At 71.8% G+C, this 26,205-nt stretch carries 28 protein-coding genes and 3 tRNA genes; 10 read left to right on the top strand and 21 right to left on the bottom strand.

Annotated elements, in window-relative coordinates; translation table 11 throughout:
• Window positions 1-96 precede the first annotated feature (96 nt).
• The 4 genes from ACERMF_RS02055 to ACERMF_RS02040 all read left to right on the top strand — a co-directional run bounded on the left by ACERMF_RS02055 (window position 97) and on the right by ACERMF_RS02040 (window position 4,402).
• Window positions 97-1,377, top strand: a complete 1,281-nt coding sequence (locus ACERMF_RS02055) for an AI-2E family transporter (protein WP_373667347.1) — start codon at window positions 97-99, stop codon at window positions 1,375-1,377.
• A 123-nt stretch (window positions 1,378-1,500) separates the two neighbouring features.
• Complete coding sequence (locus ACERMF_RS02050) at window positions 1,501-2,385, top strand: 50S ribosomal protein L11 methyltransferase (protein WP_373667346.1); 885 nt, start codon at window positions 1,501-1,503, stop codon at window positions 2,383-2,385.
• A 5-nt stretch (window positions 2,386-2,390) separates the two neighbouring features.
• Window positions 2,391-3,125 carry a hypothetical protein gene (locus tag ACERMF_RS02045; protein WP_373667345.1) on the top strand — a complete coding sequence of 245 codons (735 nt, stop codon included), beginning with the start codon at window positions 2,391-2,393 and terminating at the stop codon, window positions 3,123-3,125.
• Window positions 3,122-4,402, top strand: a complete 1,281-nt coding sequence (locus tag ACERMF_RS02040; protein ID WP_373667344.1) for a class I SAM-dependent RNA methyltransferase — start codon at window positions 3,122-3,124, stop codon at window positions 4,400-4,402. Before ACERMF_RS02045 ends, ACERMF_RS02040 begins: the two co-directional genes overlap by 4 nt.
• A 25-nt stretch (window positions 4,403-4,427) precedes the next feature.
• Here the strand turns inward: ACERMF_RS02040 and ACERMF_RS02035 are convergent, their stop codons facing one another.
• The 12 genes from ACERMF_RS02035 to ACERMF_RS01980 all read right to left on the bottom strand — a co-directional run bounded on the left by ACERMF_RS02035 (window position 4,428) and on the right by ACERMF_RS01980 (window position 14,451).
• Entirely contained in the window at window positions 4,428-5,342 is a 915-nt protein-coding gene (locus tag ACERMF_RS02035; RefSeq protein ID WP_373667343.1) for an amino acid ABC transporter permease, read from the bottom strand.
• A 25-nt stretch (window positions 5,343-5,367) separates the two neighbouring features.
• Entirely contained in the window at window positions 5,368-6,030 is a 663-nt protein-coding gene (locus ACERMF_RS02030; protein WP_373667342.1) for an amino acid ABC transporter permease, read from the bottom strand.
• Window positions 6,031-6,095: 65 nt separating this feature from the next.
• Window positions 6,096-7,013, bottom strand: coding sequence for a glutamate ABC transporter substrate-binding protein (locus ACERMF_RS02025; RefSeq protein WP_373667341.1), 918 nt, complete (start codon window positions 7,011-7,013; stop codon window positions 6,096-6,098).
• A 75-nt stretch (window positions 7,014-7,088) separates the two neighbouring features.
• Window positions 7,089-7,829, bottom strand: coding sequence for an amino acid ABC transporter ATP-binding protein (locus ACERMF_RS02020; RefSeq protein WP_373667340.1), 741 nt, complete (start codon window positions 7,827-7,829; stop codon window positions 7,089-7,091).
• A 141-nt stretch (window positions 7,830-7,970) separates the two neighbouring features.
• Window positions 7,971-8,783: a pyrroline-5-carboxylate reductase gene (gene proC, locus ACERMF_RS02015; protein WP_373667339.1), complete on the bottom strand. Its 813-nt coding sequence runs from the start codon at window positions 8,781-8,783 to the stop codon at window positions 7,971-7,973.
• Between the two features lie 40 nt (window positions 8,784-8,823).
• Entirely contained in the window at window positions 8,824-9,312 is a 489-nt protein-coding gene (locus tag ACERMF_RS02010; RefSeq protein ID WP_373667338.1) for a YbjN domain-containing protein, read from the bottom strand.
• 26 nt (window positions 9,313-9,338) lie between these two features.
• Window positions 9,339-10,628 carry a glycosyltransferase gene (locus tag ACERMF_RS02005; protein ID WP_373667337.1) on the bottom strand — a complete coding sequence of 430 codons (1,290 nt, stop codon included), beginning with the start codon at window positions 10,626-10,628 and terminating at the stop codon, window positions 9,339-9,341.
• A gap of 1 nt (window position 10,629) precedes the next feature.
• A complete protein-coding gene (locus ACERMF_RS02000) occupies window positions 10,630-11,649 on the bottom strand; it encodes a GNAT family N-acetyltransferase (protein ID WP_373667336.1) in 1,020 nt (339 codons plus the stop codon).
• Between the two features lie 138 nt (window positions 11,650-11,787).
• Window positions 11,788-12,291, bottom strand: a complete 504-nt coding sequence (locus ACERMF_RS01995; protein ID WP_373667335.1) for a helix-turn-helix domain-containing protein — start codon at window positions 12,289-12,291, stop codon at window positions 11,788-11,790.
• A 58-nt stretch (window positions 12,292-12,349) separates the two neighbouring features.
• The gene (locus ACERMF_RS01990) at window positions 12,350-13,315 is read right to left on the bottom strand and encodes an asparaginase (protein ID WP_373667334.1); all 966 of its coding nucleotides are present in this window, start codon (window positions 13,313-13,315) and stop codon (window positions 12,350-12,352) included.
• Window positions 13,316-13,338: 23 nt separating this feature from the next.
• A complete protein-coding gene (locus tag ACERMF_RS01985; RefSeq protein ID WP_373667333.1) occupies window positions 13,339-13,905 on the bottom strand; it encodes an ABC transporter substrate-binding protein in 567 nt (188 codons plus the stop codon).
• A gap of 33 nt (window positions 13,906-13,938) precedes the next feature.
• Window positions 13,939-14,451: an inorganic diphosphatase gene (locus tag ACERMF_RS01980; protein ID WP_373667332.1), complete on the bottom strand. Its 513-nt coding sequence runs from the start codon at window positions 14,449-14,451 to the stop codon at window positions 13,939-13,941.
• Window positions 14,452-14,567: 116 nt separating this feature from the next.
• On the opposite strand from ACERMF_RS01980, the gene bcp reads away from it, so the two are divergent.
• Window positions 14,568-15,035: a thioredoxin-dependent thiol peroxidase gene (bcp, locus tag ACERMF_RS01975; protein WP_373667331.1), complete on the top strand. Its 468-nt coding sequence runs from the start codon at window positions 14,568-14,570 to the stop codon at window positions 15,033-15,035.
• Between the two features lie 154 nt (window positions 15,036-15,189).
• On the top strand, window positions 15,190-17,223 hold the full coding sequence (locus ACERMF_RS01970) for a sodium-translocating pyrophosphatase (RefSeq protein WP_373667330.1): 2,034 nt from the start codon (window positions 15,190-15,192) through the stop codon (window positions 17,221-17,223).
• Window positions 17,224-17,325: 102 nt separating this feature from the next.
• Here ACERMF_RS01970 and ACERMF_RS01965 read toward each other — a convergent pair whose 3' ends face one another.
• The 6 genes from ACERMF_RS01965 to ACERMF_RS01940 all read right to left on the bottom strand — a co-directional run bounded on the left by ACERMF_RS01965 (window position 17,326) and on the right by ACERMF_RS01940 (window position 22,686).
• Entirely contained in the window at window positions 17,326-18,252 is a 927-nt protein-coding gene (locus ACERMF_RS01965) for a folate-binding protein YgfZ (protein WP_373667329.1), read from the bottom strand.
• Between the two features lie 137 nt (window positions 18,253-18,389).
• The gene (locus ACERMF_RS01960) at window positions 18,390-19,541 is read right to left on the bottom strand and encodes an acyl-CoA dehydrogenase family protein (RefSeq protein ID WP_373667328.1); all 1,152 of its coding nucleotides are present in this window, start codon (window positions 19,539-19,541) and stop codon (window positions 18,390-18,392) included.
• Between the two features lie 75 nt (window positions 19,542-19,616).
• Window positions 19,617-20,075 carry a thioredoxin family protein gene (locus tag ACERMF_RS01955; RefSeq protein WP_373667327.1) on the bottom strand — a complete coding sequence of 153 codons (459 nt, stop codon included), beginning with the start codon at window positions 20,073-20,075 and terminating at the stop codon, window positions 19,617-19,619.
• The gene (locus tag ACERMF_RS01950) at window positions 20,072-20,572 is read right to left on the bottom strand and encodes a DUF4395 domain-containing protein (RefSeq protein ID WP_373667326.1); all 501 of its coding nucleotides are present in this window, start codon (window positions 20,570-20,572) and stop codon (window positions 20,072-20,074) included. Before ACERMF_RS01950 ends, ACERMF_RS01955 begins: the two co-directional genes overlap by 4 nt.
• Before the next feature lie 59 nt (window positions 20,573-20,631).
• Window positions 20,632-21,633, bottom strand: a complete 1,002-nt coding sequence (locus tag ACERMF_RS01945; RefSeq protein WP_373667325.1) for a helix-turn-helix domain-containing protein — start codon at window positions 21,631-21,633, stop codon at window positions 20,632-20,634.
• 117 nt (window positions 21,634-21,750) lie between these two features.
• Window positions 21,751-22,686, bottom strand: coding sequence for an alpha/beta hydrolase (locus ACERMF_RS01940; protein WP_373667324.1), 936 nt, complete (start codon window positions 22,684-22,686; stop codon window positions 21,751-21,753).
• 97 nt (window positions 22,687-22,783) lie between these two features.
• On the opposite strand from ACERMF_RS01940, the gene ACERMF_RS01935 reads away from it, so the two are divergent.
• The gene (locus ACERMF_RS01935; protein ID WP_373667323.1) at window positions 22,784-23,482 is read left to right on the top strand and encodes a winged-helix domain-containing protein; all 699 of its coding nucleotides are present in this window, start codon (window positions 22,784-22,786) and stop codon (window positions 23,480-23,482) included.
• A 7-nt stretch (window positions 23,483-23,489) separates the two neighbouring features.
• Here the strand turns inward: ACERMF_RS01935 and ACERMF_RS01930 are convergent, their stop codons facing one another.
• Complete coding sequence (locus ACERMF_RS01930) at window positions 23,490-24,446, bottom strand: GNAT family N-acetyltransferase (protein WP_373667322.1); 957 nt, start codon at window positions 24,444-24,446, stop codon at window positions 23,490-23,492.
• Between the two features lie 127 nt (window positions 24,447-24,573).
• Between ACERMF_RS01930 and ACERMF_RS01925 the strand changes: the two genes are divergently transcribed.
• The 3 genes from ACERMF_RS01925 to ACERMF_RS01915 all read left to right on the top strand — a co-directional run bounded on the left by ACERMF_RS01925 (window position 24,574) and on the right by ACERMF_RS01915 (window position 24,900).
• A tRNA-Lys gene (locus ACERMF_RS01925) sits at window positions 24,574-24,646 on the top strand.
• Between the two features lie 16 nt (window positions 24,647-24,662).
• Window positions 24,663-24,737 (top strand) — tRNA-Asp (locus ACERMF_RS01920).
• 90 nt (window positions 24,738-24,827) lie between these two features.
• Window positions 24,828-24,900 (top strand) — tRNA-Phe (locus ACERMF_RS01915).
• A 163-nt stretch (window positions 24,901-25,063) separates the two neighbouring features.
• Here the strand turns inward: ACERMF_RS01915 and ACERMF_RS01910 are convergent.
• Window positions 25,064-25,390: a DUF6295 family protein gene (locus ACERMF_RS01910; RefSeq protein WP_373667321.1), complete on the bottom strand. Its 327-nt coding sequence runs from the start codon at window positions 25,388-25,390 to the stop codon at window positions 25,064-25,066.
• Between the two features lie 12 nt (window positions 25,391-25,402).
• Window positions 25,403-26,167: a dienelactone hydrolase family protein gene (locus ACERMF_RS01905; RefSeq protein WP_373667320.1), complete on the bottom strand. Its 765-nt coding sequence runs from the start codon at window positions 26,165-26,167 to the stop codon at window positions 25,403-25,405.
• Window positions 26,168-26,205: the final 38 nt, after the last annotated feature.

Genomic DNA, 26,205 nt, shown 5'->3' with positions numbered 1-26,205 from the left:
CACCAGGGGTCGAGGACGGCGGGAGCCTATCGGCGGCGGCAGACGGCCCGTCCTCCTGCCGGCCCGGCGAGGGCCCGACCGCCTACGCTGGCCGCAATGGACGAGACGACGCCACGCGGCGGTTCCGCGGCCGACGACGGCACCCCCGAGGCCGTCTCCGACCTGTGGGGGTGGCGACCCCGCAGCTGGGTGCCGGGACGCACGCTGCCGATCGCGTTCGGCGTGGCCATCGGCCTGCTGCTCGCGCAGGGGGTCACCGCCGTCCTCGGCCGCGTGCAGAGCCTGATCGTCATCCTGGTGGTGTCGCTGTTCCTGTCCTTCGCGATGGAGCCGGCGGTGCAGTGGATGGCGCGGAGGGGGCTCCGCCGCGGGTTCGGAACCTGGATCGTGTTCCTCGGCCTGATCCTGCTGCTGGGCGGCTTCTTCTACGCGATGGCCAACCTCGTGGTGGACCAGGTGCGCAACCTGCTGTCCGCAGGACCGACCCTGCTCGGCGACCTGTCGCAGCGCGCCGAGCAACTCCTGCCCGCGGATCTCGGCAATGCGGTGGCCGACTGGCTCGACGAGCAGCAGCGCGAGCTCCCGCGGCGGGTGGCCGACTCGGCCGCCGTCGTCGGGCGCGGCGCCGTCGGCGTCGGGCAGACGCTGCTCGGTGGGCTGTTCCAGACCGCGACGATCGCCCTGGTCACCTTCTATCTCGTCGCCGACGGTCCCCGGCTGCGGCAACGGCTGGCGAGCCGCCTGGAGCCCCACGACCAGGTCCGGGTGCTCGGCCTGTGGGAGCTGGCGATCGCGAAGACCGGCGGCTACGTCTACAGCCGGGTGCTGACGGCCATCGCCTCGGCGATCTTCCACGTCGCCGTGTTCACCGCCATCGGGGTCGACTACGCCCTGGCGCTCGGCATCTGGGTCGGCATCGTGTCGTCGTTGATCCCGGCCATCGGTACCTACCTTGCCGGCTTCCTGCCGCTGGTGGTCGCCCTGGCCGAATCGACCGGCCAGGCGATCTGGGTGCTGCTCGCCATCGTGGTCTACCAGCAGATCGAGAACTACCTCGTCGTCCCCCGGATCACGGCGACGACGCTCGAGTTGCACCCCGCCATCGCCTTCATGTCGGTGCTCGCGGGGGGCGCGTTGGCGGGGGCGACCGGTGCGCTGCTCGCCCTACCGGCCGTCGCGATCGTGACGGCGCTGATCAGTGCGTCCGGCGAGGAGTACGAGGTCCTTCACCACCACCTGCTCGAACTCGGGCCCAACGCGTCCCCTGCGGGCCTTCTCGACGAGGGTGACGCCGCCCGGCCCGGGCGCGACGGGCCGGATCGTCCTGGCCGACCGGACAAAGCTGGTGGACCTTCGGACGACTTCGCCGGGAACTAATGGCGCGAAGCGAGTGGACGTGTAGACTCCGTACATGATCCGCAAGGGTCATTCGCGGCCCCGTGTGTCCCCCCGTCGCACGGGGCCGCTCCATGTCCGAAGCCGGATCGCGAGGCCTTCTCCATGACCTCCGAACCCGCCACCCGTGCCACCGCGCGCTACGAGCTGCCCACCGATCCGGGATCGGCCGAGGTGGCCGCCGCGCGGCTGTGGGCCGCCGGCGCGCACGGCGTCTGGGAGCGACCGACCGGGCTCGTGGCCTGGTTCGACGCCCCGACCGACGCGGTGCCCCCCGGAGGGTCGTGGGCGGTGGAGCCCGACCATGACTGGCAGGCCGCCTGGAAGGCGACCATCCGCCCCGTGCACGCTGGCCGCTTCGCCGTCGTGCCCACCTGGCTCGCCCAGGATCATCGCCCCGCCCCCGACGAGCTGACGTTGGTGCTCGACCCCGGACGGGCGTTCGGTACCGGCCACCACGCGACCACGGTGCTGTGCCTGGAACTGCTCGATGAGCTCGCCGCGCACCGTCACGACGGCACCGCGCTGGAGGGCCTCGAGGTGGCCGACATCGGGTGTGGAACCGGCGTCCTGGCCATCGCCGCCGCGCGGCTGGGCGCGCGGGTGACGGCGGTGGACATCGATCCCGACGCCGTCGAGGTGACCGGCGACAACGCCGCCCTCAACGGTGTCGTGCTCGACGCCGCGGTCGGCAGCGTCGAGGCGCTCGAGCGGCGGGTGGACGTGGTGGTGGCGAACCTGGTCACCGACGTGGTCGCCGACCTCGCCGAAGCGCTCGTCACCGGCGCGCGGCGCAACCTGATCGTCAGCGGCATCACGGTCGAACGCCAGCACGTCGCCCTGGAACCACTCGTGGCCGCCGGACTGGTCGTCGAGACCACACGCGCGCGCGACGGCTGGGTGGCGGTGTCGGGGCATCGCGACGACGCCGGCCGCCCGGCCGGCCGTGCAGTCGAGGTGGCGCCGGACCCGCCCGATCCGCGAGGATGAGGCCCATGCGTGCCACCGTCCTGTCTGCCCTGCTCCTGCTGACCGCAGGTCTGATCGCCTGTGCCGAGCCGCGACTGTCCGACCAGCCGGAGGCCGAGGCGACCGAGGCTCCCGCCGAGATCGCCACCCCCGAGCCGGCGCGCGAGGACCTGATCGACGCCACGCGTGACCTGCTGGCCTCGCTCGAAGTCGCGCGCGACCGCCTGGTCGAAGCGGCCGGTGCCGAGCAGTTGGCCCCCGCACGACAGGCCGCCGACGAGGCCCTGGCCCATCTGGTCGCCGACGCGGGTGCGGACCTCGCCGAGGGGCGGCCGGTCTTTCCGAGCGTCACCAGCGAGCAGCGCGGTGGCAGCGGCGAGGCGGACGACGCCTTCACGCTCGCCCTCACGGCCGCCAACGACGCCGGTGGCACCATCGGGCGCAACGTGGCGGACGCGCTGCGTGATCCGCTCGCGGGTGACCTCGGGGCCTGGCAGCGGGACCCCGCCGGACTGCTCGCCCTGGCCGGCGAGGTCGCCTCCGGCGGCGGTGACCTGCACACCACCGAGGCCGCGGTGCGCGAACTGCCCGGCGAGGGCACGCGTGCCATCGCCTGGACGATGCTGGCGGCGGAAGCGGACTCCATCGACGAGGTGACCGCCTACGCCGAACGCGGCGCCACGCACCTCGACTTCGCCGTGGCCGCGCTCGAGGCCGCCCTCGGTGACCTGGCCGACGGCGATCGCGAGACCTCCTCATGAGCCGCGCCCCCGGTACGAAGCGCATTCCCCTCTCGCGCGAGGTGCAGGAGGCCGCGATCGACGGCTTCACGCACGGCGGCGAGGGCGTCGCGCGAATCGAGGGAAAGGCCGTCTTCGTCCCCGGCGCGCTGCCGGGCGAACGCGTGGCACTGCGCGTCGTCGACGACCGCAAGCGGTGGGCCCGGGCGGAACTCGTCGAGGTGCTGACGGGCAGCGACCTCCGTGCCGCCGAGGACGACCCACAGCGGCACCGGTGTGGGGGGTGCGACCTCGAGCACGTCACGCCGGCCGGCCAACTCCGGCTGAAGACGCGCGTCGTGCGCGAGCAACTGCAGCGACTGGGTGGACTGGACGCCCCACCGGTCGCGGACGCCCTGGAGGTCGGTCCGGCGGTCGGTTACCGCAACCGCGCCCGCTTCCACGTCGACGGGGACGGTCGGCTGGGATTCTTCCTGCCGGGCAGCCACGACGTGCTGCCGGCCGCCGGATGCCGCGCCCTGAGCGCCGACGTGGTGGCGGTCGCCACCGAGATCGGCACGACCAGCGCGTCCGAGGTGACCGTCCGGGCACACGGGGACACCCGCGCCGTGGTGCTCGCCCCGGGACCCGGCGGCCTCGAGCTCCCCGAAGGCACCTTCGACCTCCTGCTCGAGCAGCCGGACGGCACCACCGTCGCGATGCGCGGTGACGGCGTGCTGACCGAGGGCGTCGCCGGCTTCCACTACCGGTTCGACGCCACCGCCTTCTTCCAGAACAACACCGCGGGTGCCGCGGCGCTCGTGCGCGAGGTCCTCGCCGCGGTCGCCGAGCCCGCGACCGGCGGGGTCGAAGGCGCGTTGGTGTGGGACCTGTACGCCGGCGTCGGACTCTTGTCGCTGCCGCTGGCGGCCGCCGGAGCCGAGGTCGTGGCGGTCGAGGGCCACGAGGAGGCCGCCGCGTGGGCCAGCCGCAACGCCGACGATGCCGGCCTTGCGGTCGAGGTGCGGGCCGAGGGCGTGCACCGGTTCCTGCGTACGTCCCGTTCCGGTGACGCTCCGACCGATCCACCCGACGTCGTCGTGCTCGACCCCCCACGCGACGGCGCCGGCGAGGACGTCGTGCGTGACCTGGTCGCGCTGGCACCGGCGACGATCGTGTACGTCGCCTGCGACCCGGCCGCGCTGGCCCGCGACGCGAAGATGCTGGTCGCCGGTGGCTACCGCCTCGCCGGGGCGCAGCCGTTGGACCTGTTCCCGATGACGCACCACGTCGAGACGGTCGCCACCTTCACGAGATAGCGACCCGGCGCAACGGCCCGGCAGCTCAGGCCTGGGCCTCGGCGGCGTCCTCGTCGATCGCGAGGCCGTCGAGATCGGCCTCGCCGCCGGCGACCTGCATCTGGGAGGCGCCGAGCTTGGTGCGTTGCTGCGTCTCGAGCCGGCGGGCGAGTCGCGTGAGGCTCCAGATGAGGGCGAAGTAGATCAGGCCGACGACGAACCACGTCTGCAGATCGTTGATCGGGCTGCCCTGCACGAACGAGCGCCCGCGGCCCATGAGGTCGTCGCTGACCGTGATGATGTAGCCGAGCGAGGTGTCCTTGGTGAGCGTGGCCAGCTGCGCCAGGATGGCGGGGACCATGCGGCGAAGGGCCTGCGGCAGGATCACGGTGCCCATCGCCTGCCAGTAGGTCATGCCCACCGAATAGGCGGCCTCGCTCTGGCCGCGGTCGAGCGAGAGGATGCCCGCGCGGTAGATCTCGGCCAGGACCGCCATGTTGTACAGCGACAGGCCCAAGACGAGGGCGTAGAGCGGCTCGCGCCCGATGGTCCTTCCGAGGTCGCCGGGCAGCAGCTGCGGAATCGCGTAGTAGGCGATGAAGATCATCAGCAGGACCGGTGGTCCGCGCAGGACGTCGATGAGGAAACCGCAGCCCAACCGGACCGGCTTCGTCCGCGACAGTCGACCCAGGGCGAGCACCAACCCCAGCACGGCAGCGATGACCATGGCGCCGACCGCGGCCCGGAAGGTGCCCCACAGGCCACCGACGAGGAACTGGGGCCACTCGGACTCGAAGTCCACGAACTGCGCCCAGAGACGGCCCTCGAACTGCCCCTGATCGGCGAGTCGCCAGATCAGCCAGGCCACGAACAGGGCGAAGACGATGAGCGACGCGATCGTCGCGATGCGGACGCGCTGACGTCCGCGCGGGCCGAGTTCTTCGACCAGCGTGGCGCTCATCGCGTCCTCCTCTCGGGACCGGCCGTCACCGGGCGATCTCCAGGCGACGTTCGAGCAGTTTGATGACCTGCGCCGAGCCGTAGACGAGGAGCAGGTAGACGACGCCCACGATGCTCAGCGCCGCGACGTAGCGGCTGCTGTCGAGCCCGATCCGGTAGCCGCTGCGCGTCAGTTCATTGATGCCGATGACCAGGAACACCGAGGTGTTCTTCAGGTTCGCGATCCAGAGGTTGCCAAGTGGCGGGATGACGGTCCGGATGGCCTGTGGCAGCACGATGCGTCCGACGACGCCTGTGAACGGCAGGCCGATCGCTCGCGCGGCCTCAGCCTGACCCGGGGGAACGGCGTTGATGCCCGACCGCAACGACTCGGCGATGTAGGCCCCGGTGTACATCCCGAGCACCACGATCGCCGTCGTCACACGCCCGAACGGCCAACCCGCGCGGCCACCGCCGACCCAGAACAGGATGGCGAGCACGATCAGCGGGGTGTTGCGGAAGTACACGGTGTAGATGGCGCCGATGCGCCGGAGGATCGGCACCGGTGACACGCGCATCGCCGCGATCACGTTGCCGATGAGGAACGCCAGCAGGTACGAGAAGACGGCGATCCTCACGGTCATCTGCAGGCCTGCCCAGACCAGGGCCTGGTAGACCGGCTCGCCGGCGATCTCGAATCCCACGTTCACCTCCCCTCGTCCGCACCGTCACGATCGTCCGGGGCCGCCGGCACCGGCGACCCCGGACGTGTCACTCACTGCTCGTAGCGGTCGACCTCGGGCGGCTCGGGGGTCGACGCGATCGCGCCGGCGGTCGACTCCCAGGCCTCGGCCCACTCGCCCGAGTCGTAGATCTCCTCGAGGCGGTCGTTGATCCACATCCGGAAGTCGTCGGCTTCCTTCTGCACGCCGATGCCGTAGGGCTCCTCGGTGAACGGGTTGTCGACGAGTTCGAACTCGCCGCGCTCCTCGATCAGGCCCAGCAGGATGACGTTGTCGGTCGACACGGCGTCGACACGCCCCTGGGCCAGCTCCTCGGCGCAGGCCGAGTAGGTGTCGAGGGCGACGATCTCGGCGTCCGGTGCCATCTCGCGCAGGTTCTCGATCGAGGTCGAGCCCTCGGCCGAGCAGACGGTCTTGCCGTTGAGGTCGTCGATCCCGCCGATGCCCTCGGGGTTGCCCTCGGCGACCATGATGTCCTGGCCGGCGTGGTAGTAGGGACCGGCGAAGCCGACGAGTTCCTTGCGGTCGTCGTTGATCGTGTAGGTCGCGACCACGATGTCGACCTGGTCCTCCTGGAGGACCTGCTCGCGCACGGCCGACACGGCCTCGGACCACTCGATGTTGTCCGCGCCGCCCTCGCCCCAGATGCCCTCGGCGATCAGCTTGGCGATCTCGGCGTCGAAGCCCTCGACACCGCCGGGAGTGTTGACGCCGAACAGCGGCTGGTCGTACTTGATGCCGACCCGCAGGACACCGGCTTCCTGGATCTCGGCCATGGTCGAGCCCTCTTCGAACTCCGGCTGCTCGGCCGGTGCAGAGGTCTCGCCGTCGCCGTCGGTACCGGTGTCGCCACCGGCGTCGCCGCCGTTGTCGTCGCCACAGGCGGTCGCCGCGAGTGCGGCGGCGGCGAGCGCGGCCGCGATGCGCCAGCGCTTGGTGTGCATCTTCATGTGTTCCCCTTCGGTTCTACGAGTTCGGTGCCGGGATGCAGGCACCCCGCAACGTGGCCAGCGGCCCCGCTCCGGTCAGTGGTTGAGGATCTTGGACAAGAAGTCCTGGGCGCGGGCGGTCTGCGGATCGCCGAAGAACTTCTCGGGCGTGTTCTCCTCCACGATCCGGCCCCCGTCCATGAACACCACGCGTTGCGCGGCGGAGCGGGCGAAGCCCATCTCGTGGGTCACGACGACCATCGTCGTGCCCTCCTCGGCGAGCTCGAGCATGACGTCGAGCACCTCGGAGATCATTTCGGGATCGAGTGCCGAGGTCGGCTCGTCGAAGAGCATGACCTTGGGATCCATGGCCAACGCGCGGGCGATCGCCACCCGCTGCTGCTGGCCGCCGGACAACTGGGCCGGCATCTTGTCGGCCTGTTCGGCGATGCCGACCCGTTCGAGCAGCTCCATCGCCCGCGTCTCGGCCTCCTGCTTGGACTTGCCGCGCACCTTGATCGGGCCCAGCGTCACGTTCTGCAGGATGGTCTTGTGCGCGAACAGGTTGAACGACTGGAACACCATGCCGACGTCGGCGCGCAGGCGGGCGAGGTCCTTGCCCTCGGCCGGCAGCGGCTCGCCGTCGATCAGGATCGTGCCGGAATCGATCGGCTCGAGCCGGTTGATGGTCCGACACAGGGTGGACTTGCCCGACCCCGACGGGCCGATCACGACGACGACCTCACGACGGTCGACGGACAGGTTGATGTCCTGCAGCACGTGCAGGTCACCGAACCACTTGTTCACGCCATCGACGACGACGAGCGCATCGCTCAAAACGGCTGCCTCCACACGACCAGTGGTCGGATCCGGACACCTTGCGTACGAGGTGGTGAACCCCCGACGACCGAACCTACCACCGGCATCGTAGGGCGCGTCACATGTACCGAGCGGTCAGCGCCCCGCCGGGACCCGCCGTCATTCGCCTCGGGCGAGTTGTTCGCCGCGCAGCTTGGCGGCCTCGATCGCGTCGAGGAAGGCGGCCCGGACGCGGGAGGTCTCGAGCTGCCGGATGGCGGCGATGGTCGTGCCCCCTGGCGAGGTGACCATCTCCCGGAGTTCGACGGGGTGCATGCCGGTGTCGCGCAACATCTTCGCGCTGCCGACCATGGTCTGAATGATCAATTCGCTCGACACGTCGCGCGGCAGACCGAGCAGGATGCCGGCGTCGATCATCGCCTCGGCCAGCAGAAAGAAGTACGCCGGCCCCGACCCCGACAGCGCCGTGACGGCGTCGAGGTGCTCCTCGCCCATGCGCACCACGCTGCCGACGTGGGAGAAGATCTCCTCGGCGACGTCGAGGTCGCGTTCGCCGGCGTGGGTACCGGCGCAGAGCACCGACATGGCCTCGTCGACCTGGACCGGCGTGTTCGTCATCACGCGCACGAACGGGATCCCCTCCGGGGTCGCGTTCTGCAGCGCGGCGGTCGGCGTCCCAGCGGCCACGCTGATCACCGTCTGCGCGGCCCGGAAGGCGTCCCCGATCTCGGCCACCACGCCGAGGATCGTCTGCGGCTTGAGCGCAAGCAGGACCACGTCCGCGGCCTCGACGGCGGCGCGGTTGTCGGTGGTCGTCTTGACCCCGTGCTCGGCCGCGAGCTGCGCGCACCGCTCGTCGCGACGGGCGGTGACCACGACCTGGGCCGGCTCCACCCACCCCGAGCGCAACAGGCCACGCAGCAGCGCTTCGCCGATGCGTCCGGTGCCGATGATCGCCAGGGTGCCGTCCAACGCGTCCTCGCTCCTGTCGTGGGCTCCGACAGGCTACGCGCTACCCGCCGCCGGCCGGCCTCCCGACGGGATTGGGCGGCATGCCGTTCTTCGCCCGCCAGCGCTGCTCGACGTCGAGGTAGCCGGCGAACCCCGTCCGCAGGACCTGGTTGAAGGTCTCGTCGCTGAGGGTGAGCACCGCGCCGAGCAGCTCGTCGACACCGCGTTCGTCGAGCGCCGCCAGCGGAACCCGGCCGGTGAGGATCAGGTCGCCCTCGTCGTCGAGGGCGAAATGGACCGGCAGCGGACGCTGGTTCTTCTGCAGCAGGATGCGGTAGACCTCGGCATGCCCTTCGTCGGGCACCCCGGCCAGGAGTGAGGTCACCCGCAGGCTCCGCTCCTCGAGGTCGAGCAGCAGCGGGATGGTGCGCTTCCACTCGCCGGACAGCATCGTCAGCCAGCGGTCCTCGCCGACCTCGTCGACCTCGAGTTCGGCGGCGGCGAGCGTGTCGAGCACCACGCGGCGGGCAGCGTCGCGATCCGGTCGCACGGTCCCTCCGTTCCGTGTGGCGGCGGTCAGCCGGCGAGCTCCTCCCGGGCGCCCGCCACCTCACCGTAGACGGTCAACAGGCGGTCGACGGTCTGGTCCCACGAGGCCGAACGGGCGGTCTGGATCCCGGCCGTGGCCGTGGCGGCGCGCAGGTCGGGGTCGGCCAGGTAGGCACACACGGCACGGGCATGGTCGGCCGGATCGTGGCCGGGGACCAGGGTGCCGCCCCCGCCGACGACCGCTTCCAGGCCCGCGACGTCCGCGGCGACGACCGGGACGCCACAGGCCTGGGCCTCGAGGGCGACCAGCCCGAAGGTCTCGCTGCGCGAGGGCGCCAGGACCACGTCGGCCGCGCGGTAGCGGCTCGCGAGCGTGTCCTGGTCGACGGCCGGTTCGATCTCGACGGCGGCGTCGACACCCAGCTCGCGCGCGAGCGCACGCAGCTCGTGGGGACCGGAACGGCCCTGCCCGCTGCCCGAGGCACCGCCGACGATCCGCAGCCTGGTGGTCGGAAACCGGCGACGCACCTCCGCCAGGGTGCGGATCGCGACGTCTGGCCCCTTCAGCGGCTGCAGCCGACCGACGAAGAGCAGCTGGGGCGGCCGGGCCCCGGCTTCCTCGAAGTGTTCGAAGGTCGGGACGTCCGGTGCGCGGAAACGGTCCAGGTCGACACCGGCCGGTACGACGGTCAGGCGTGAGCCCGACAGTCCGTAGGTTCGGTGCAGCAGCCGCGCCTCACCGCAGGTGAGCACGAGCACGCGGTCGGCTTCCCGGGCCACGCGCTCCTCGGCGACCAGCCGCAGCGCGGGCTCGGGGCGGTCACCGGGGGCGAGGGTGGCGTTCTTGAGCACGCCCAAGGTGTGGAAGGTCTGCACGAGCGGGATGCGCCAACGCTCGGCCAACCGGCGGCCGACCCAGCCCGACAGCCAGTAGTGGGCATGCAGCAGGTCGTGGCCCCCGGCGGAGGGGTGCCGTTGCACCGCCAGCACGAAGGCACACAGCTGGTTGGCCATCTCGTCCTTGTCCAGGGGTCCGATCCGCCCGGCCTGGACGTGCTGCACCCGAACGCCGTCGGCGAGCGCGACGGTCGCCGGCAGGGACGGATCCGACCAGCGCGTGAAGACGTCGACCTCGACACCGCGACGGGCCAGGCGCACCGCCTGCTCGCGGACCGTGACGTTGAGGCCGCCACCGTCGCCGGTGCCGGGCTGATCCAGCGGCGAGGTGTGCACGCTCAGCATGGCGACCCGCCGCACACCCGGTGGCGGCGTGACCCTCGGTGTCGGCATCGGCAGGCCGGCGGCGGACGCGCTCACGTCATCGCCGCACGTAGGTCAACCGGCGCAACGTGCGGTCTTGGGCGCCGAAGCGGTACTTGTAGGCCTCGTCGCCCCGGAGCAGGTCGAAGGTCGTGCACCCCTCGTCGGCCGCGACCTGGATCAGCTGGGACACCAGCACGATGCCGGGCGACAGGGCGCCGAGCGCCGGGTCGAACGCGGAGTTGTACAGGCCCCACTCACCGTCGTGCACCAGCGACACCGTCGATGCGCCGGGCATTCCGCCGACCTCGAGCTGATGCAGGCGGAAGGTGCCGTCGCCCACGAACTCCTCGGCCAGCGCCTTGAACCACTCGTGCATGTCCGGGCGCGAGAAGAAACCGGCCTTGTCGGGCTGCGCCTCGGCGGCGAGGTCGAGGAAGGCGTCGAGGTTGCCGTGCACGTCAGCAGCAGCGATCTCGACCAGCTCGAGTTCGCCGGCGTCGCGGGCGAGCTTGCGTGCCTTGCGCTGCAGCTCGTGGCGCAACTTGCCCGGGAGTCGGTCGAGGTAGGCCCCGTAGCCGCCGGTGAGGTCGACGCGTGGGCACACGTCCTCGACGTCCTCCTCGAACCGCAGCAGGCCCACCTCGTCGGCGGCGGTGCGGATCGCGTCCGGCCAGCCGCTGTCGTCGGCGAGCCCTCCGGCGACGAACTCGTCCCAGTCGACGTCCTTGGCGAGGTCGGTCAGATAGGCCAGTGCGATGTCGCCACGATCCTCGGGGCGGCTGACCGGTCCGAGGTAGTCGGTGACCTCGTTGCCGCCCAGGAAGCTGCGGACCTCGACCGGGCCGGTCGGGGTCCCGATGCGTTCGTGGCTCTCGGGCACGACCCCCACCAGGCGCCCGTCCTGGTGCAGCGTGCGGACGCGGGCGGTGATGCGCTGGCCGAGGACGTCGTGCCAGGTACGCAGGTAGCGCGGACCCTGGAAGACGGTCGCCGCCGGGTCGTCGGCCACGAGCTGCTCCCACTCGGCCAGCAGGGTGCCCTGGGGCAGCCCATCATGGGTGCGCAGCTCGATCACCGGCAGGATCCTTGACGACAGGAGGACGAGCCGGCGACCGTCGGGAGATGCAGGTGGTCCAGCCGACCCCCGCGATCGTAGTGGCTGCAACGACACCCGCAGCACGCGCGCCAGGCCGGGCAGCCACGACCGCGGGCGTCACGAGTCCTCGGGTTCCTCCGAGGGCAGGGCGGCCCGGATCGCGGCGTCGTCCACGCCGCCGGTTCCGACCACGTCGAACAGGCCACGCCGGCGCGACCGCGGCTCGGCCTGCAGCTCCGACAACCGGCGGAACGAGCGGTACATCTCCACCAGCGCCTGGCGCTGCGGATCCGTCAGGTACGGGTCCCGCTGGACCACCTGCTCGACGTCGTCGCCGCCCTCGCGTTCCTCGAGGATGCCAGCCTTGACGTAGAGCGTCTCGGACGAGATCTCGAGCGCCTTGGCGATGGCCTGCAGGATCTCGGCCGACGGCTTGCGCAGACCGCGTTCGATCTGCGACAGGTAGGGATTGGAGACCCCGGCCAACGTCGCGAGCTTGCGCAGCGACAACCGGGCGGACTCGCGCTGGTGTCGGATGTAGCCGCCGAGCTCCTCCAGGGGCGAGTTGTGCTCCCGGGGTTCCTCGGCCGTCGATGCCACGCGCTCCGCCTCGTCGCTCACGACTCCGTCGCCCTCCCGCTGCCCGCAGGCGGTCAGCCGTTCGAAGGTAGCAGGGTGCTCAGCGGGCCCCGGCAGCGAGACGTCCGAGCGCCTCGGTGGGCCGCACCGTTCCGACCGGCGCCCCACCGCCCAGGGGCGGCGGGGGCGACCACACGTCGGGGCCGACGACGCCGAGCGTCTCGAGCAGCGCCACCGTCAGCGCCGCGACACCCCGGGTCGCGCCGTCCACGGCCTTGACCGCGAAGCCGCGCGGACCCCCGTCGGGACCGACCCAACCGACCCCGTAGACGCCCTCGGCGCCGACCTTCGCGACCACGCCGGCACCGAGCAACGCGGACTCGAGCCGGCCCTCGCCCCCGACCAGCTGGGGATGGGCGAAGCCGGCCTCGCGGATGCTGCGGAACTCCTCGTCGACCGCGACGCGCCCGAACGCCCGCGCCAGTCCGACGAGTTCGGTGGAGACCGCCGGCGCACCGCAGCCGTCGATGGCCACCCCCCCTGAGGGGCCCAGCAGTCGCGCCAGGCGGTCGAGCACGACCCGCTGCAGCGGACCGTCGCGGTCCAGCAGACGCTCGCGCGGCGTGCCCTGGTGACGTCCGGCGAGCGCGAACAGCGCATGCTTGCCGGAGCAGTTGTGCAGGATCCGCTGTGGCGCCGCGGCCGCGTCGGCCTGCGGGACCGCCGGCGGGCACGTCAGCTCGTCGGGGTCGGTGCCCGAGCGGGCCAGCAGCAGGCGGACGCTTTCGATGTGCTGCGGCTCGCCGCGATGCGACGCCCAGGCGACGGCCAACTCGGGGGGCGACGGCATCTCCGCATCACCGATCACGTCGAGACAGGCGCGGGCCTGGATCGGCTTCGCGGCCGAACGCACGTAGACCTGCGCCCGCGGTTCGCCGACCGCGGCCAGCACCTCGCCCTCGGATCCCGTCAGGACCGCGTGACCCAGATGGATCGACTCGACCAGTTCCGCGCCGGACACCTCGTCACGACGGGTGACCTCGGCGAGCGGCTCACCGATCGTCATGGCCGTGGTCGTCGCCGCGCCGCTCACGCATCGCCGAAGAGGTCGGTGACGGCCGCCGAACCGTCCTTGTACCGCCGGGCGAGTTCGTCCCGGAGACGGTCGATGCGTGCGAACAGGCCGCGCCGCGCGACCGACAGCCGTTGTTCGTGCGCCGCCAGACCGTCGACCGCCGCGGCCAGGTCAGCGGTCGGCCGCTGCTGCAGGTCCGCCAGGAAGCCGTCGTCGACGACGCGGTCGACCTGCGAGGCGTACGCGTCGGCACCCTCGGGAACGCGCAGTCGCGTGGATCGCGCCTGGGCGGGACCCGAGGTCGGACGGTCGGCGGCGAGCACGGCAGCGAGGCGCTCCAGGACGTCGGTCGCCTCGCGGTCGCCCGCCTCACGACGTTCGAGTTCGTCGCGCAGGATGTCGAGGCGGCCCTGGGTGATGCGGCGCGCGTAGGAGACGGCTTCCTCCTCGGCCTCGCACGTCGCCCGGGCCGTGCGCACCTCGTCGGTCGACCAGGTCTCGAGGCCCTCGAGGAAGTCGTCGGCGAGGATGCGGTCCAGTTCGTGTCCGGCCATCGCCGCCATCTCCCCGTGGGAATCCACGCCGTGCTGTCGGAGCGAAACGTAGCGCGTCGCTCAGAGCGGGTAGCGGGCGATCTGGGTCGGTCCGGGGTAGCGCTCGCGTGCCTCGGCGATGGTGGTGAGGGCCGTGTTGCGGTCGCGCCAGCCCCGGACCTCGACCAGCTTCTGCTCGAGGTCCTTGTAGATCCGGAAGAAGTGGGCGATCTCGTCCAGCAGGTGGGTGGGCACGTCCTCGAGTTCGCGCAGGTCCTGCCACCGCGGGTCGTGGTCGGCGACGGTCAGGATCTTCTCGTCCGGGCCCTTGTCGTCGCTCATGTCCAGCATGCCCAGCACCCGGGCCGGGATCGTGCAGCCGGGGAAGGTCGGCTCGCCCAGGATGCACACCACGTCGAGGTGGTCGCCGTCGAGGGCCAGCGTCTCGGGGATGAAGCCGTAGTCGCCGGGATAGCGCACGGCCGTGAACAGCATGCGGTCGAGCACGAACGTCTCGCGCTCGAAGTCGTACTCGTACTTGTTCCGCGATCCCATCGGGACCTCGACGAAGAACTCGATGATGTCGCTGTCCACGCGGCGCTCCTGTCCGACTCGGCCGTCCGCGCGACGGTAGCGGCGGTAGCGTCGGCCACTCGACCGGGGCGACGCCACGCCACCGGGCCGCCGTACCCCTCGAGGAGTCGAACGTCATGCTCGAAGCCGGTCAGCCCGCTCCCGACTTCACCCTGCCGGACCAGGACGGCAACGACGTGTCGCTGTCGCAGTTCCGCGGGCAGCCGGTCGTCGTCTACTTCTACCCGCGTGACAACACGCCCGGCTGCACCACCCAGGCCTGCGACATCCGCGACCAGTGGGCGGAGTTCGAGGCCGCCGGCGCCGCGGTCCTCGGGATCTCGCCCGACCCGGTCGAGTCGCACGCGAAGTTCCGCGGCAAGTACGACCTGCCCCACACCCTGCTGGCCGATCCGGACAAGACGGTGATGGAGCCCTGGGGCGCGTGGGGCGAGAAGACGCTGTACGGCAAGAAGTCGGTGGGCGTGATCCGCTCCACCGTGCTGGTCGACGGCGACGGCAACGTCGCCAAGGTCTGGAAGCGGGTCCAGGCCAAGAAGCACGCCGAGCAGGTGCTGGCGGCGCTCGACACGCTGGGCAACTGAGGCGACCGCGGCCTGAGCGCGCCCCGTCGGTTCAGCCGCGGCGGTTGCGCAGAGCGGCGTTTCGACACCTCGGAGTCACCCCCGCTACCGTTCGCGCCCGAAACGGCGCCCGGGCGCGCCGCCTTCTTCGCATGCCATCCCTTCTGGAGGACCCGTGAGCGACGTCTTGATCTACATACCACCCATCGCGGGGGTGATCGGGCTCGTGGTCGCCCTGGTCATGTACCGCGCGATGATGAAGTACCCGGCCATGGAGGGGCGTCCCACCGAGATCGCGGAGCTGATCCGCGCGGGCGCCAAGACCTTCATGCAGCGCGAACTGCAGCTGATCGGGATCGCCGTCGCCGTCCTCGCCGTCGCGCTGTGGGTCGCGCTCGGGGCCGCCACGACGGTGTCGTTCCTCGTCGGTGCCGCGGCCGCCGCGGGCGCCGGGTTCATGGGCATGATGGCCGCCACACGGGCCAACGTGCGCACCACCACCGCCGCGCGCGAGCAGGGCATGAACGCCGCCCTCACCGTCGCCTTCTACGGCGGCTCGGTGATGGGGCTGGTTCTGGCCTCGCTCGGGCTGCTCGGGCTCGGTGGCCTGTACGTCATCTTCGGGACCGACCACGAGGCCGCCGAACACATCCACGGGTTCGCGATGGGCGCCAGCGTCGTCGCACTGTTCTACCGCGTCGGTGGCGGCATCTTCACCAAGTCGGCCGACGTCGGCGCCGACCTGGTGGGCAAGGTCGAGGCCGGCATCCCCGAGGACGACCCGCGCAACCCCGGCGTCATCGCCGACAACGTCGGTGACAACGTCGGCGACGTCGCCGGCATGGGCTCCGACATCTTCGAGTCGACCAACGGTGCGACCATCGCCACGGTGGCCATCGCCTCGGTCCTGCTGCTCGACGCGGGCGCCGACGGCGTCGACATCGGCGGCGCCGTCGTCCCGGGCATCAGCCTCATCGCCCTGCCGCTGCTGCTCAGCGCGCTCGGCCTGTTCTGCTCCATCGCCGCCATCGGCGTGGTCAAGGCGTCGTCGAACAAGTCGCCGGCCCTCGCGCTGCGCCTGGGCACCTTCGCCGCGGCCGGCGGCTTCGTGATCCTCGCCTTCTTCCTGATGAACGTCGTCGGCGTCGGCGTCGGCACCTGGTGGGCCACCGTGGTCGGCTCCGTCGGTGGGGTCATCCTCGGTCTGTCGACGGAGTACTTCACCTCTGGCAAGCCGATCCGCGACATCGCGCGCTCGGGTGAGACCGGCTCCGCGACCGTCATCATCTCGGGCCTGTCGACCGGCATGATGTCGGTCGCCATCCCGATCGCCACCATCGCCGCCATGATCTTCGTCGCCAGTGCGACCTCGGGCCTGTACGGCGTCGGTATCGCCGCCGTGTCCATGCTCGCCACCGTCGCGATGACCATGGCGATCGACGCCTACGGCCCCGTCGCCGACAACGCCGGCGGCATCGCCGAGATGGCGGCCCTCGGCCCCGAGACGCGGCACATCACCGACTCGCTCGACGAGGTCGGCAACACCACCGCCGCGATCGGCAAGGGCTTCGCCATCGGCGCCGCCGCCCTGGCCGCACTGACACTCATCAACGCCTACATCGCGGTCGTCGACGACCGCATCGAGGGCTTCGAGCTGCTGATCTCGGATCCCAACGTGTTGATCGGCATGTTCATCGGTGGTGCGCTGCCGTTCGTGGTCGCCGCCGTCACGATGACCGCCGTCGGCGACGCGGCCTTCGAGATGATCGAGGAGATCCGGCGACAGTTCCGCGAGATCCCGGGCCTGCTCGAGGGCACCGCGGAGCCAGACGCCGTCCGCTGCGTCGACATCGCCACCAAGGCCGCGACCAAGAAGATGATCGTCCCGGCGGCGATCGCGGTCCTCTCACCGGTCATCGTCGGCTTCGGGTTCGGGGCCCAGACGCTGGGCGGCATGCTCGGTGGCGCCCTGGTCGCCGGCGTCCTGCTCGCGCTCACCATGGCGAACGCCGGTGGTGCGTGGGACAACGCCAAGAAGTACGTCGAGCAGGGCAACCACGGCGGCAAGGGCTCGGACGCCCACGCCGCCAACGTGGTCGGCGACACGGTCGGTGACCCCCTCAAGGACACCTCGGGTCCGTCGATGAACATCCTCATCAACGTGATGGCGATCGTCAGCCTCGTCATCGCCCCGCTCCTGGCCGCCTGAGCGACCCGGGTCGACCCGGTCGGCGACAGGGAAGGCCCCCGCCTCGGCGGGGGCCTTCCACATGGCTTGCGGAACGCGACGCTGGCGCCGCACCAGCGGCGGTCAGCGGCGGTCGCGGCGCCGGGTCACCTGGGGGTCCGCGCCCGGCGGGTACGCGGTGTCGCCGACCAGTGCCTCGACCTCGATCGCCTGCGGCGCGTCGACCTCGTCCGGGAAGCGGGCGCCCACCTCGGCGTCACCTGGCACGAACGCCAGCGCACGGTCGCCGTCGGGCGACACCGACGTGACCTGGACCCGGCGACGGCCCTCGCCGACCTCGAAGCCGGGTTCGACCGCGCCGTGGACCCGGACCCGGGCCAACCGGCGACGCGGACGGCCGAGCATCCACATCCGGGCGACGGCCTCCTGCCCCGGATAGCAGCCCTTCGCGAGGTGGACATGGGTCGGCAGCAGCCCCAGTTCCTCGGGCAGGTGCGGTGCGGCCACCTCGACCCCCCAGGCCGGCTGGCCGGCGCCGATACGCCAACGCTCCGCGTCACGGGCGTCACCGTGGCGGGCACCGGCCGCCACGAGCGCCGTCACCGCCTCGTCGACCGCGCCGGCCGGACCGACGACGTCGACGCCGTCGGCACGACCGATCACCAGCACGTCGCCGCCGGGGTGGCAGCGGCCCTCGCGGGCCCGCAGGCCGGCGGCTGCGGCGACGGCCCCGTCCTCGTCGTCGCGGAGCGCCACGACCACGTCCTCGGTCGCGACGAAGCGGGCGTCGAGCAGGAAGGTGCGGCCGCCGAGCTGGTCGACCACCGTGTCCACGGCCGCGGCCGGCACCAGCAACGCGAGCCGGTCGGGCAGGACGGCCACGTCGAACATCGCGAGCGGGGCCCCGTGGACGTCGAGGTACAGCGCGCCGTGGACGGTGCCCGGCTGCGCCGACGCCAACGCCTGCGACGTCACGTCCTCGAGGTAGCGGACCCGGTCGTCGCCGCTCACCTCGATCCGGCGCAGATCGAGCGGGAACACGATGGCCACGGATGCATCCTCGGTCGGGGGCGTCGTCGGGAGCAACGCGCCCGGGGCTACGACCCTTCCAGCAATGATCGATTCGTGCGGGTCGGGCCGGGGTTACGGCCGAGGTAACCCGCACAAGTGTGGAACGCGGCGGGGCGTCAACCGAGGAGCATGCGCGAGATCAGCAGTTCCTGGATCTCCGTGGTGCCGCCGCCGATGGTGGCCAGCTTGGCGTCGCGCAGCGATCGTTCGACGTGGAACTCGTCCAAGTACCCCCACCCGCCGTGGATCTGCACGGCGTCGAGCGCGGAGGCGACGGCCGCCTCGCCCACGTAGGCCTTGGCCATGGACGCTTCGATCTGGTGCTCGAGGCCGTGGTCCTTGCGCCACGCGGCCTGCCGCTGCAGGTTGCGGGCATTCTCGAGGCGGATGCGCATCTGCGCCAGCTTGTGCTGGATCGCGCCGAACGTCCCGATCGGCTTGCCGAACGCCTCGCGGTCCTTCGCATAGCGGACGCACTCGTCGAGATCGCGGTGCATGCCGCCGACGGCGCTGGCGATCATGCAGGTGCGTTCCCAGTCGAAGCACTCGAACCCCACCGCCCACAACGCGGTGCCAGGGTCGCCGAGGACGGCCGTCTCGGGCACCTCGACGTCGCTGAACGACAACTCCACCGTCGGCGAGGTCCGGTTCCCGAGCTTCTTGAGCTCCCGGGACACCGAGAAGCCGTTCCAGCCGGCTTCGACGAGGAAGGCGGTGAAGGCCTGCCCGTCCGGGGCGTCGGGGTCGGTGCGTGCGACGACGGTGACGACGTCGGCGAGGCCACCGTTGGTGATGAACGTCTTCGTGCCGTTGAGCACCCACGTGTCGCCTTCGCGGCGAGCCGAGGTCTTCATCCCGGCGGTGTCCGAGCCAGCCTCCGGTTCGGTGATCGCGAACGCGCCGATCGACGCGCCGCTGGCCATGCGCGGAAGCCACTGCTGTTTCTGCTCGTCGGTGCCGTGCAGGGCGATCGGCATGCACCCGATGGTCAGGTGGGCGCCGAGCGAGAGGTTGAGGCCGGCGTCGCGGCCGCCGTACGCCAGCGCCTCGAGCGCCAGGCCCGTCGTGAGCACGTCGGCACCCGAGCCTCCGTACTCCTCGGGGACGGGCAGCCCGGCGAGCCCGAACGCGGCCACCTCGCGCCACAGCTCCGGGTCCCAGCGGCCGGCACGGTCACGCTCGAGCACGCCGGGTTCGACGTGCTCGTGGGCGAAGGCCCGCACGCTGGCGGCGAAGGCCTCCTGCTCCTCGGTCAGACGCAGGTCCACCGACCCTCCCAGCACGCCGCGTGCCGGCAGCCTGCCACGCGGCACGATGGAACGCCAAGACCCGGATCGTTCCGCTCAGGCGGCGGGGTTCTCGACCAGGTCTTCGCCGTCGTCGAGGACGCGGCGGAGGTCGTCGGCGAGCGGCACCCCGCTGGTGCGCGCGAGCACGCGACCGTCAGCGTCGACGAGGAACAGCGTGGGCACCCGCAGCACCTTGTGCTCGGTGGCGAGGTCGAGGTGGTCCGCCGCGTCGGCGTAGACCCAGGCGAACTTGTCGCGTTCGGACGCGAGCTCGCGCAGGACCCGCTTCACCGCGGTGCACGGGGTGCAGGTCGGCGACCCGAGCAACACGGCACCGACGCCGGAGCGTTCGAGTCGCAGGCCGACCGCGTCGAGGTGGTGCGCCGCGAGCCGCGCGGCGCCGTCACCGGTCTGGACGCGGCCGTCGCGTCGGCGCCACCAGGTCCCAAAGGCGGCGACGAGCGCGACGAGCGCCGCGACCGCGACCAGCCGGAGCAGGATCGGGTCCATCACGCGGCCCCACGCGAGTCGGCGTGCTCGCCGGCACGGCCGCGACCGGCGAGCACGCGCTGGCCGACGAGGTAGAGCTCGCACCCGATGCAGATGCCGGAAATCGCGAGCAGGGCCGACAACGTCAGCACCACGGCGACGGCGACCCAGCCCGCGGCGGTGGCGCCGACGGCGAAGAGCGCCAGCGCGGCGGTGGCGACCGCGAGCCCACATGCCTGCGCGAACCGCGGCGGCGCTTCGGGTTCGGTCGCAGGCGGCGGCCCGAGGTCGAGCCGACGCTTGAGGAACCGGAACAGGTTGCCGTAGGGCGACCAGGCCAGGCCGGCGAAGGTGGAGATCGCGAACGCGAGCCACTGCCAGGCCACCAGCGCGGTGCCGACACCGTCCTGGACGACCAATGCCGTGGCCAGGACCACGGTGGTGATCGCGGCCCCGAACCGGGGGCCGCGCACGTCGATCAACCGTCCGCCGTCGGCGTCGCGGGCCAGCTGTGGTGCCATGGTCGGTACCTCGGGAGATGCAGGGGGTGGAAAATCGGCAGGTGGGTCAGTGAAGGAGGTCAGGACCAGAGCGGTCCGGTGGCCTTGCGCAGCAGCAGGCGGACGGCGGGGCGCCCCTTGACGTCACGGGTGCGGGCGACGTCGACCAGTTGGTGCCCGGCCCGGTCGGCCCATCGGGCGTACGCCGCGGGCGAGCCCTGCCCCTCGGTGAGGACCTCGAGGTGGTCGCCGGGTCGCAGCGGCACGATCGCGCGCATGGCGGCGACGACGCCGCGCTGGTAGGTCTGTCCCCGGTTGTCGACCGTGGCGACCGGGCTCGGTTGGGCGCCCAGGCCCGCCTCGTCCAGTTCGGCCACGACCCGCCCGCCGCGTGCGGTGACCTGCGCCGGCGCTCCCGCTGCGGCGAGGGCGCCGCGGAGGAACCCGACCGCCAGGGCGTCGCCCACCTCGCCGTCGACCTCGCCGATCAGGCGCAGCCCGACCTCGAGCCCCTGCACGGTGACGCGGTCACCGGCGACGTCGGCGACACGGGCCTCGGGGAAGGCGGCCCGAAGTGCCTCGACGGCGATGACGGCGGCGGCTTCGAAGTCGCGCGTGTCGGCGCGGCCGCCGGTGGCGGCCACGAGCTTGCGGCCCTGTTCCTCGGCCAGCAGCGCCAGTTTGGCGCGGTGCTCGGACAGGCCGGCGATGAGCTGCACGATGGTGTGGACCGCGAGCTGACTGCCCTGGGGTACCTGGACGTCGCGTCCGGGCGCGGTCTGCTCCCGGGCGACGTACACCTTCGCCGGCCGGCCGCCACCCGGGTGCTTGCGCCGACCGGTGACCACGAGCCCGACGTCGGCGAGATGGTCGAGGTGGTTGCGCGCGACGTTGGGGTGCAGGCCGAACATGTCGGCCACCTCGCGGGCGGCCAGGGGCTGGCCCTCGGTGCGCAGACGGCGGTAGATCCCGGCCCGGGTCGGTACCGCGAGCGCCCGTGCGACCGCCTCGTCGTCCGCGCGGTCGGGCAGCGGCGCACCGTCGCCGGGCGGCGACGGGACGGCGCTGAGCGCTGGAGCCACGGACACGGTTCCTCGGCAACGGACGGCGGAGTGGGACCGCCCATGGTGGGCAGTCGGCACGCCGCGAGCGTGCCCATCCAGTGCGAACAGTGCAAACCGGGACCAACGTGCCTCGGTTCAGGGCGCCGGCGGAAAGCGTCCGGTGTGGAGGACGTGTGCCATCGCCTCGGTCAGCAGGTCGACGACGGTGGGGTCGAGCCCGTCCTCGGCGTGGCCGAAACCGGCCGGTCGCTGCCAGAGCGTCGCGGGGCCTGCGGCGGCGGCGACCAGGTCGTTCGCGTCGGTCATGGGGAAGTAGTCGTCGTCCTCGCCGTGCACGACCAGGAGGGGCACCTCGATCTCGCCGGCCATCTCGACGGGGTGGCGGGGAGTGCGCCACCCCGTCGGAGCGGCCAGCGAGACCCCGACCAGGGCGCGCAGCCCCGCTCGCCGCACCCGGCTGTTCCACAGCACGTGCAGGCGCTGCAGCGGCGCCGTCGTCGGTGGATCATGGAAGTACGCCGGCGCGGACACCGTGGCGACGGCATCGACCTCGACATCCAGCGACGCCGCGTGCAGCGCCGCGGTGCCGCCCATGGACAGCCCCAACAACGCCACGCGCCCGTACCCGTAGGCCCGCAACCAGCGGACGCCGGCGCGGACGTCCTCCACCTCGCCGTCGCCCCAGGTGCAGGCACCGGCGGAGCCGCCGTGCCCGCGCAAGTCCAGGGCCAGCACGCCGGTGGAGCGGGCAAGTCCGTCCGCGAGCCGGGCATAGGACGGCTTGCGGCGGTTGGCCGCGAAGCCGTGCAGCAGCAGCACGGCGCCGGGCGCGGAGGGAGGTCCGGGCACGTGGGTCGCGGCGAGGCGCACGCCATCGTCGGTGAACAGGCGCGTGTGCATGTGCGGTGCGGTGTGGCCACCCACCAGGCCGCGCGTCTCGAGGTAGCGGCGCAGCGGGCCCCGCTGCGACGCCGTATGCGTGCCGGCGGTGGCGCGAGCAGGCGTGTCGGGGCCACCGGCGGCGCGGCCAGGCGCGTCGCCGCGGTCTGCTGGATGGACGACCGGCTTCACGATCTGGCATCCTGCCAGGGTTCCGCCCCGGCAACGACGCCGAACCACTGCTGTTCGTCGTGCGCCGGGGCGCTCGTGTTTGACGAGGAGGGCTGCCATGCACCTGCTGGTGCTCACCGACCGCTCGGGCGGCGGGAAATCCCTCCTCCCGGCCCTCGAATACCTCGATCACACCCTGCAGGACGCGCCGCTGGACAGCTCCTCGCTGTTCGGGCTCACCAGCTGCGACATCGTGCTGGTCGACGCGACCCAGGACCTGCGGTCGGCGACCGGGGCCTGCCGGGCGGCCTCGGTGCACGAGCTGCGCCGACCCGTCGTCGTGGTGATGAGCGAAGGAGGGCTCGCGGCGCTGAAGGTGACCTGGGGCTTCGACGACTGGCTGTTGCCCTTCGCGTCACCCGCCGAGGTCGAGACCCGGTTGCGGGTGGCGCGCGAACGCATGGTCGCCGAGCAACCGAGCCGCGCCGCCAGTGTCGGTGACCTCGTCGTGGACGAGGACAGCTACCAGGTGCGGCTGCGCGGGGTGCCGCTGGACCTGACGTTCAAGGAGTTCGAACTGCTCAAGGCGCTGGCCAGTGCCCCCAACCGCGTCTTCACCCGGGACCTGCTGCTGCAGGACGTCTGGGGCTACGACTACTACGGCGGCTCGCGGACCGTCGACGTGCACGTACGGCGCCTGCGCGCGAAGCTCGGCCCCGAGTACGAGTCGATGATCGTCACCGTGCGCGGGGTGGGCTACAAGCTCGTCCCGCCCGGACAGCGGCAGGAACGCGGCGCCGAGGACCCGGAGGTCTGAAGGTCGGTCAGGGGAGGTCGCGACCGAATGCGACGTCGTCCCACCGGGTCGTCAGGCCGTACCGCTCGTACAGACGCACCGCGCGTTCGTTGGCGCGGTCGACCCACAACACCACCTCGTCGCATCCCACGCGGCGTAGGTGGTCGAGGCCGGCCGTCAGCAATGCGGCGCCGAGGCCAGCGCCCTGCGCGTGCGGGGCGATCGCGAGGTTGTAGACCTCGCCCTGGCCGCCACCGCGACGCTTGAGCCAGTGCAGCCCACCCAGCTGCCCGGCCTCGTCCTCGGCGACGAGCAGGTCCTGGGACCGAAACCAGTCGTAGCCCTGGCGTTCGCGCAGCTGCGCCCGCGTCCAGCCCGCTTCGTCGGTGCCCTCGTAGGCGGCGGCGAGCACCGCGACGATGCCGGCGTCGTCGCGACCGGGCTCCGAGGCACGGATGCGCCATCCCTCCTCCGGCGGTACGACGCGGACCACGTCGAGGTCGCGGCCGAGCACGCCGAGCCGGCGATCCACCGCGTAGCCGGCCGCCGCCGCCGCGGCGATCTCCGTGGCACCGACCTGACGGACCCACACCTGCAGTCTCGAGACGCCCCGATCGGAGGCGCGCTCGGCGGCAGCGACCAGCAGGCGCTGCAGCACCTCGACGTGTTCCTCGATCCCGCGCCTGGTGGCGGCGTCCCCCGAGGCCGCCGGGTCGCTCGTCCGCACCCCGGCGTAGCCGACGAACTCGCCGTCGCGACGGGCGACCAACGGCTGCCAGTCGTCGGCATGCAGGCCCGATTCGGCGAAACGGCGCAGGCGGAGCAGCTCCGCCTCGTCGACCACCGGCGCGCCGGTGGTCGCTTCGTCCGCCTCGATCGAGGCCACCACGCTGGCGGACTCCGCGACGGACAGCGGCACGACGCCGCACGACGACGGCTCGACCGGTCGTTCGACGTGACCGTGCGTGTCGTCTGGGGCTGGCATGGCGTCCTCGTCACGGGCTCGTCGGTCGGTCTGCGCGCGCACGCTAGGCTCCGTCTTCGCCGGTTGGCGCCCGCGCGGGGCCCGGGGTATCGTTCCCGCGCGCTGCACGGTCGCAGCCTGCCAGCCGGGGCCGCTAGCTCAACTGGCAGAGCATCGGACTTTTAATCCGCTGGTTGCAGGTTCGAGTCCTGCGCGGCCCACGTGCAACGTCCACAGGGACCTGTGGAGCAGTTTGGAGTGCTCGCCACCCTGTCAAGGTGGAGGTCGCGGGTTCAAATCCCGTCAGGTCCGCTCACGGCCGGTCTCGCGACCGGCCGTGCTGCATCACCGGGCAACCGGCGATGCAGGGCGCAACGTCAGGCTCTAGCCTCGACGCCGCCTGGTCAGGTAGCTCAGTTGGTAGAGCACACGACTGAAAATCGTGGTGTCGGCGGTTCGACCCCGCCCCTGACCACCCCCGCGAATTCGGGCCCTTAGCACGCCTAAAGGCCCGAATTCGTCATCTCCCCTCATGTTCACGGCCGTCAGACGCCGTTCCGTGACAGATGTGCCAACCGGGCCTGTGGACAGCCTGCTCGGTGGCGCGCCCTCCGACGCGTACGGTGACCGTCAAGCCATCACCGACGGTGCCGGCAACGCGCGCTCGACCGTACATCGCCTTGCATGGCGAGGCGTGAGCTCTCGTCGTCGGGATCCTCGACACGATCGGCCAGCGCCAGCGCCGCGAGGATGCGGTCGGCGAGAAGCCGGGCGTTGGCACGGTCGAGCTCCACGGCCACCCGCTCGCCTGCGACCTCGTTGACGAAGCTCAGGCTCAGCGCATGCTCGTGCGGAGCGTGAAAGGGGTGGTCGTAGCCGACGTAGAGATCGGTGAGGTCGAACCAGCCGGACGCCCCCTTGCCGCTGCCGGTCAGCGGGACCTTCTCCGCGATCGTGGTGCACATCGTTCGTCTCCGTCACTCGCCGCCGAGGGTGTCTGCAAGGAATCGCCAGACCTTCTGCCAGCCGTCAACCGCCGCCTCGGCGCGGTAGGCGGCTGGACGGTCGTGGTAGAAGAACCCGTGCCCTGCTCCCTCGTACCGATGGAACTCGTAGGGCTTGTCGTGGGTCCGGAGTGCGTCTTCGAGGACATCGACGTGCTCCGGCGTCGGGTTGCGGTCCTCGTTGCCGAACAGGCCGAGCAGGGGGCAGGGCAGGTCGGCGGTCAGATCCACTGGCGCGACGGGCTGCTTGTCCGTCAACTCGTCGGCGGCCATGACGATTCGGCCACCCCAGCAGTCGACGAGGGCGTCGACGACCGGGCCCCGGCACGCGGCGAGGTACGCATGACGCGCTCCGGAGCAGGTGCCGAAGTACCCGATTCGGCCACTGGAGGCGGGGTGCGAGCGGATGAGATCGACGCACGCGGCGGCGTCCCCGACCACCTGCTCGTCGGCGACTCCACCCTCGGCCTGGGCCCGCGCGGCGACATCGTCTGGTTCCCCGTGCCCGACCCGGCAGTACAGGTCCGGACACACCGCGAAGTAGCCGTGATGGGCGAACAGCCTCGTCGCGTGCCGGTACCACTCGTCCCACCCCGGCCGGTGGTGGAAAAGCACCACCCCCGGATACGGACCCGGACCGAGCGGACGAGCCGAGTAGGCGTGGATCCGGTCGCCGCCCTGGCCGGGGACCGTGATCGTTTCGGCGAGCAGCCCCTCGTAGCTGTCGGTGGCCCTCATCAGCATCCTCGCAGTCAGCCCTGCCCATCACGCTAGCC

The organism is Egicoccus sp. AB-alg6-2 (assembly GCF_041821025.1).
In the GTDB taxonomy this organism is placed as follows: Bacteria; Actinomycetota; Nitriliruptoria; order Nitriliruptorales; family Nitriliruptoraceae; genus Egicoccus.
This window is presented reverse-complemented; position numbering and strand designations above follow the sequence as displayed.

Coding starts and splice junctions, on each gene's coding strand:
- ACERMF_RS01910 (WP_373667321.1), bottom strand. CDS start 25,390: ATGTGCACCACGATCGCGGAGAAGGTCCCGCTGACCGGCAGCGGCAAG.
- ACERMF_RS02050 (WP_373667346.1), top strand. CDS start 1,501: ATGACCTCCGAACCCGCCACCCGTGCCACCGCGCGCTACGAGCTGCCC.
- ACERMF_RS01930 (WP_373667322.1), bottom strand. CDS start 24,446: ATGCCAGCCCCAGACGACACGCACGGTCACGTCGAACGACCGGTCGAG.
- ACERMF_RS01990 (WP_373667334.1), bottom strand. CDS start 13,315: ATGACGATCGGTGAGCCGCTCGCCGAGGTCACCCGTCGTGACGAGGTG.
- ACERMF_RS02025 (WP_373667341.1), bottom strand. CDS start 7,013: ATGAAGATGCACACCAAGCGCTGGCGCATCGCGGCCGCGCTCGCCGCC.
- ACERMF_RS02055 (WP_373667347.1), top strand. CDS start 97: ATGGACGAGACGACGCCACGCGGCGGTTCCGCGGCCGACGACGGCACC.
- ACERMF_RS02040 (WP_373667344.1), top strand. CDS start 3,122: ATGAGCCGCGCCCCCGGTACGAAGCGCATTCCCCTCTCGCGCGAGGTG.
- ACERMF_RS01935 (WP_373667323.1), top strand. CDS start 22,784: ATGCACCTGCTGGTGCTCACCGACCGCTCGGGCGGCGGGAAATCCCTC.
- bcp (WP_373667331.1), top strand. CDS start 14,568: ATGCTCGAAGCCGGTCAGCCCGCTCCCGACTTCACCCTGCCGGACCAG.
- ACERMF_RS02035 (WP_373667343.1), bottom strand. CDS start 5,342: ATGAGCGCCACGCTGGTCGAAGAACTCGGCCCGCGCGGACGTCAGCGC.
- ACERMF_RS01905 (WP_373667320.1), bottom strand. CDS start 26,167: ATGAGGGCCACCGACAGCTACGAGGGGCTGCTCGCCGAAACGATCACG.
- ACERMF_RS02045 (WP_373667345.1), top strand. CDS start 2,391: ATGCGTGCCACCGTCCTGTCTGCCCTGCTCCTGCTGACCGCAGGTCTG.
- ACERMF_RS01950 (WP_373667326.1), bottom strand. CDS start 20,572: ATGGCACCACAGCTGGCCCGCGACGCCGACGGCGGACGGTTGATCGAC.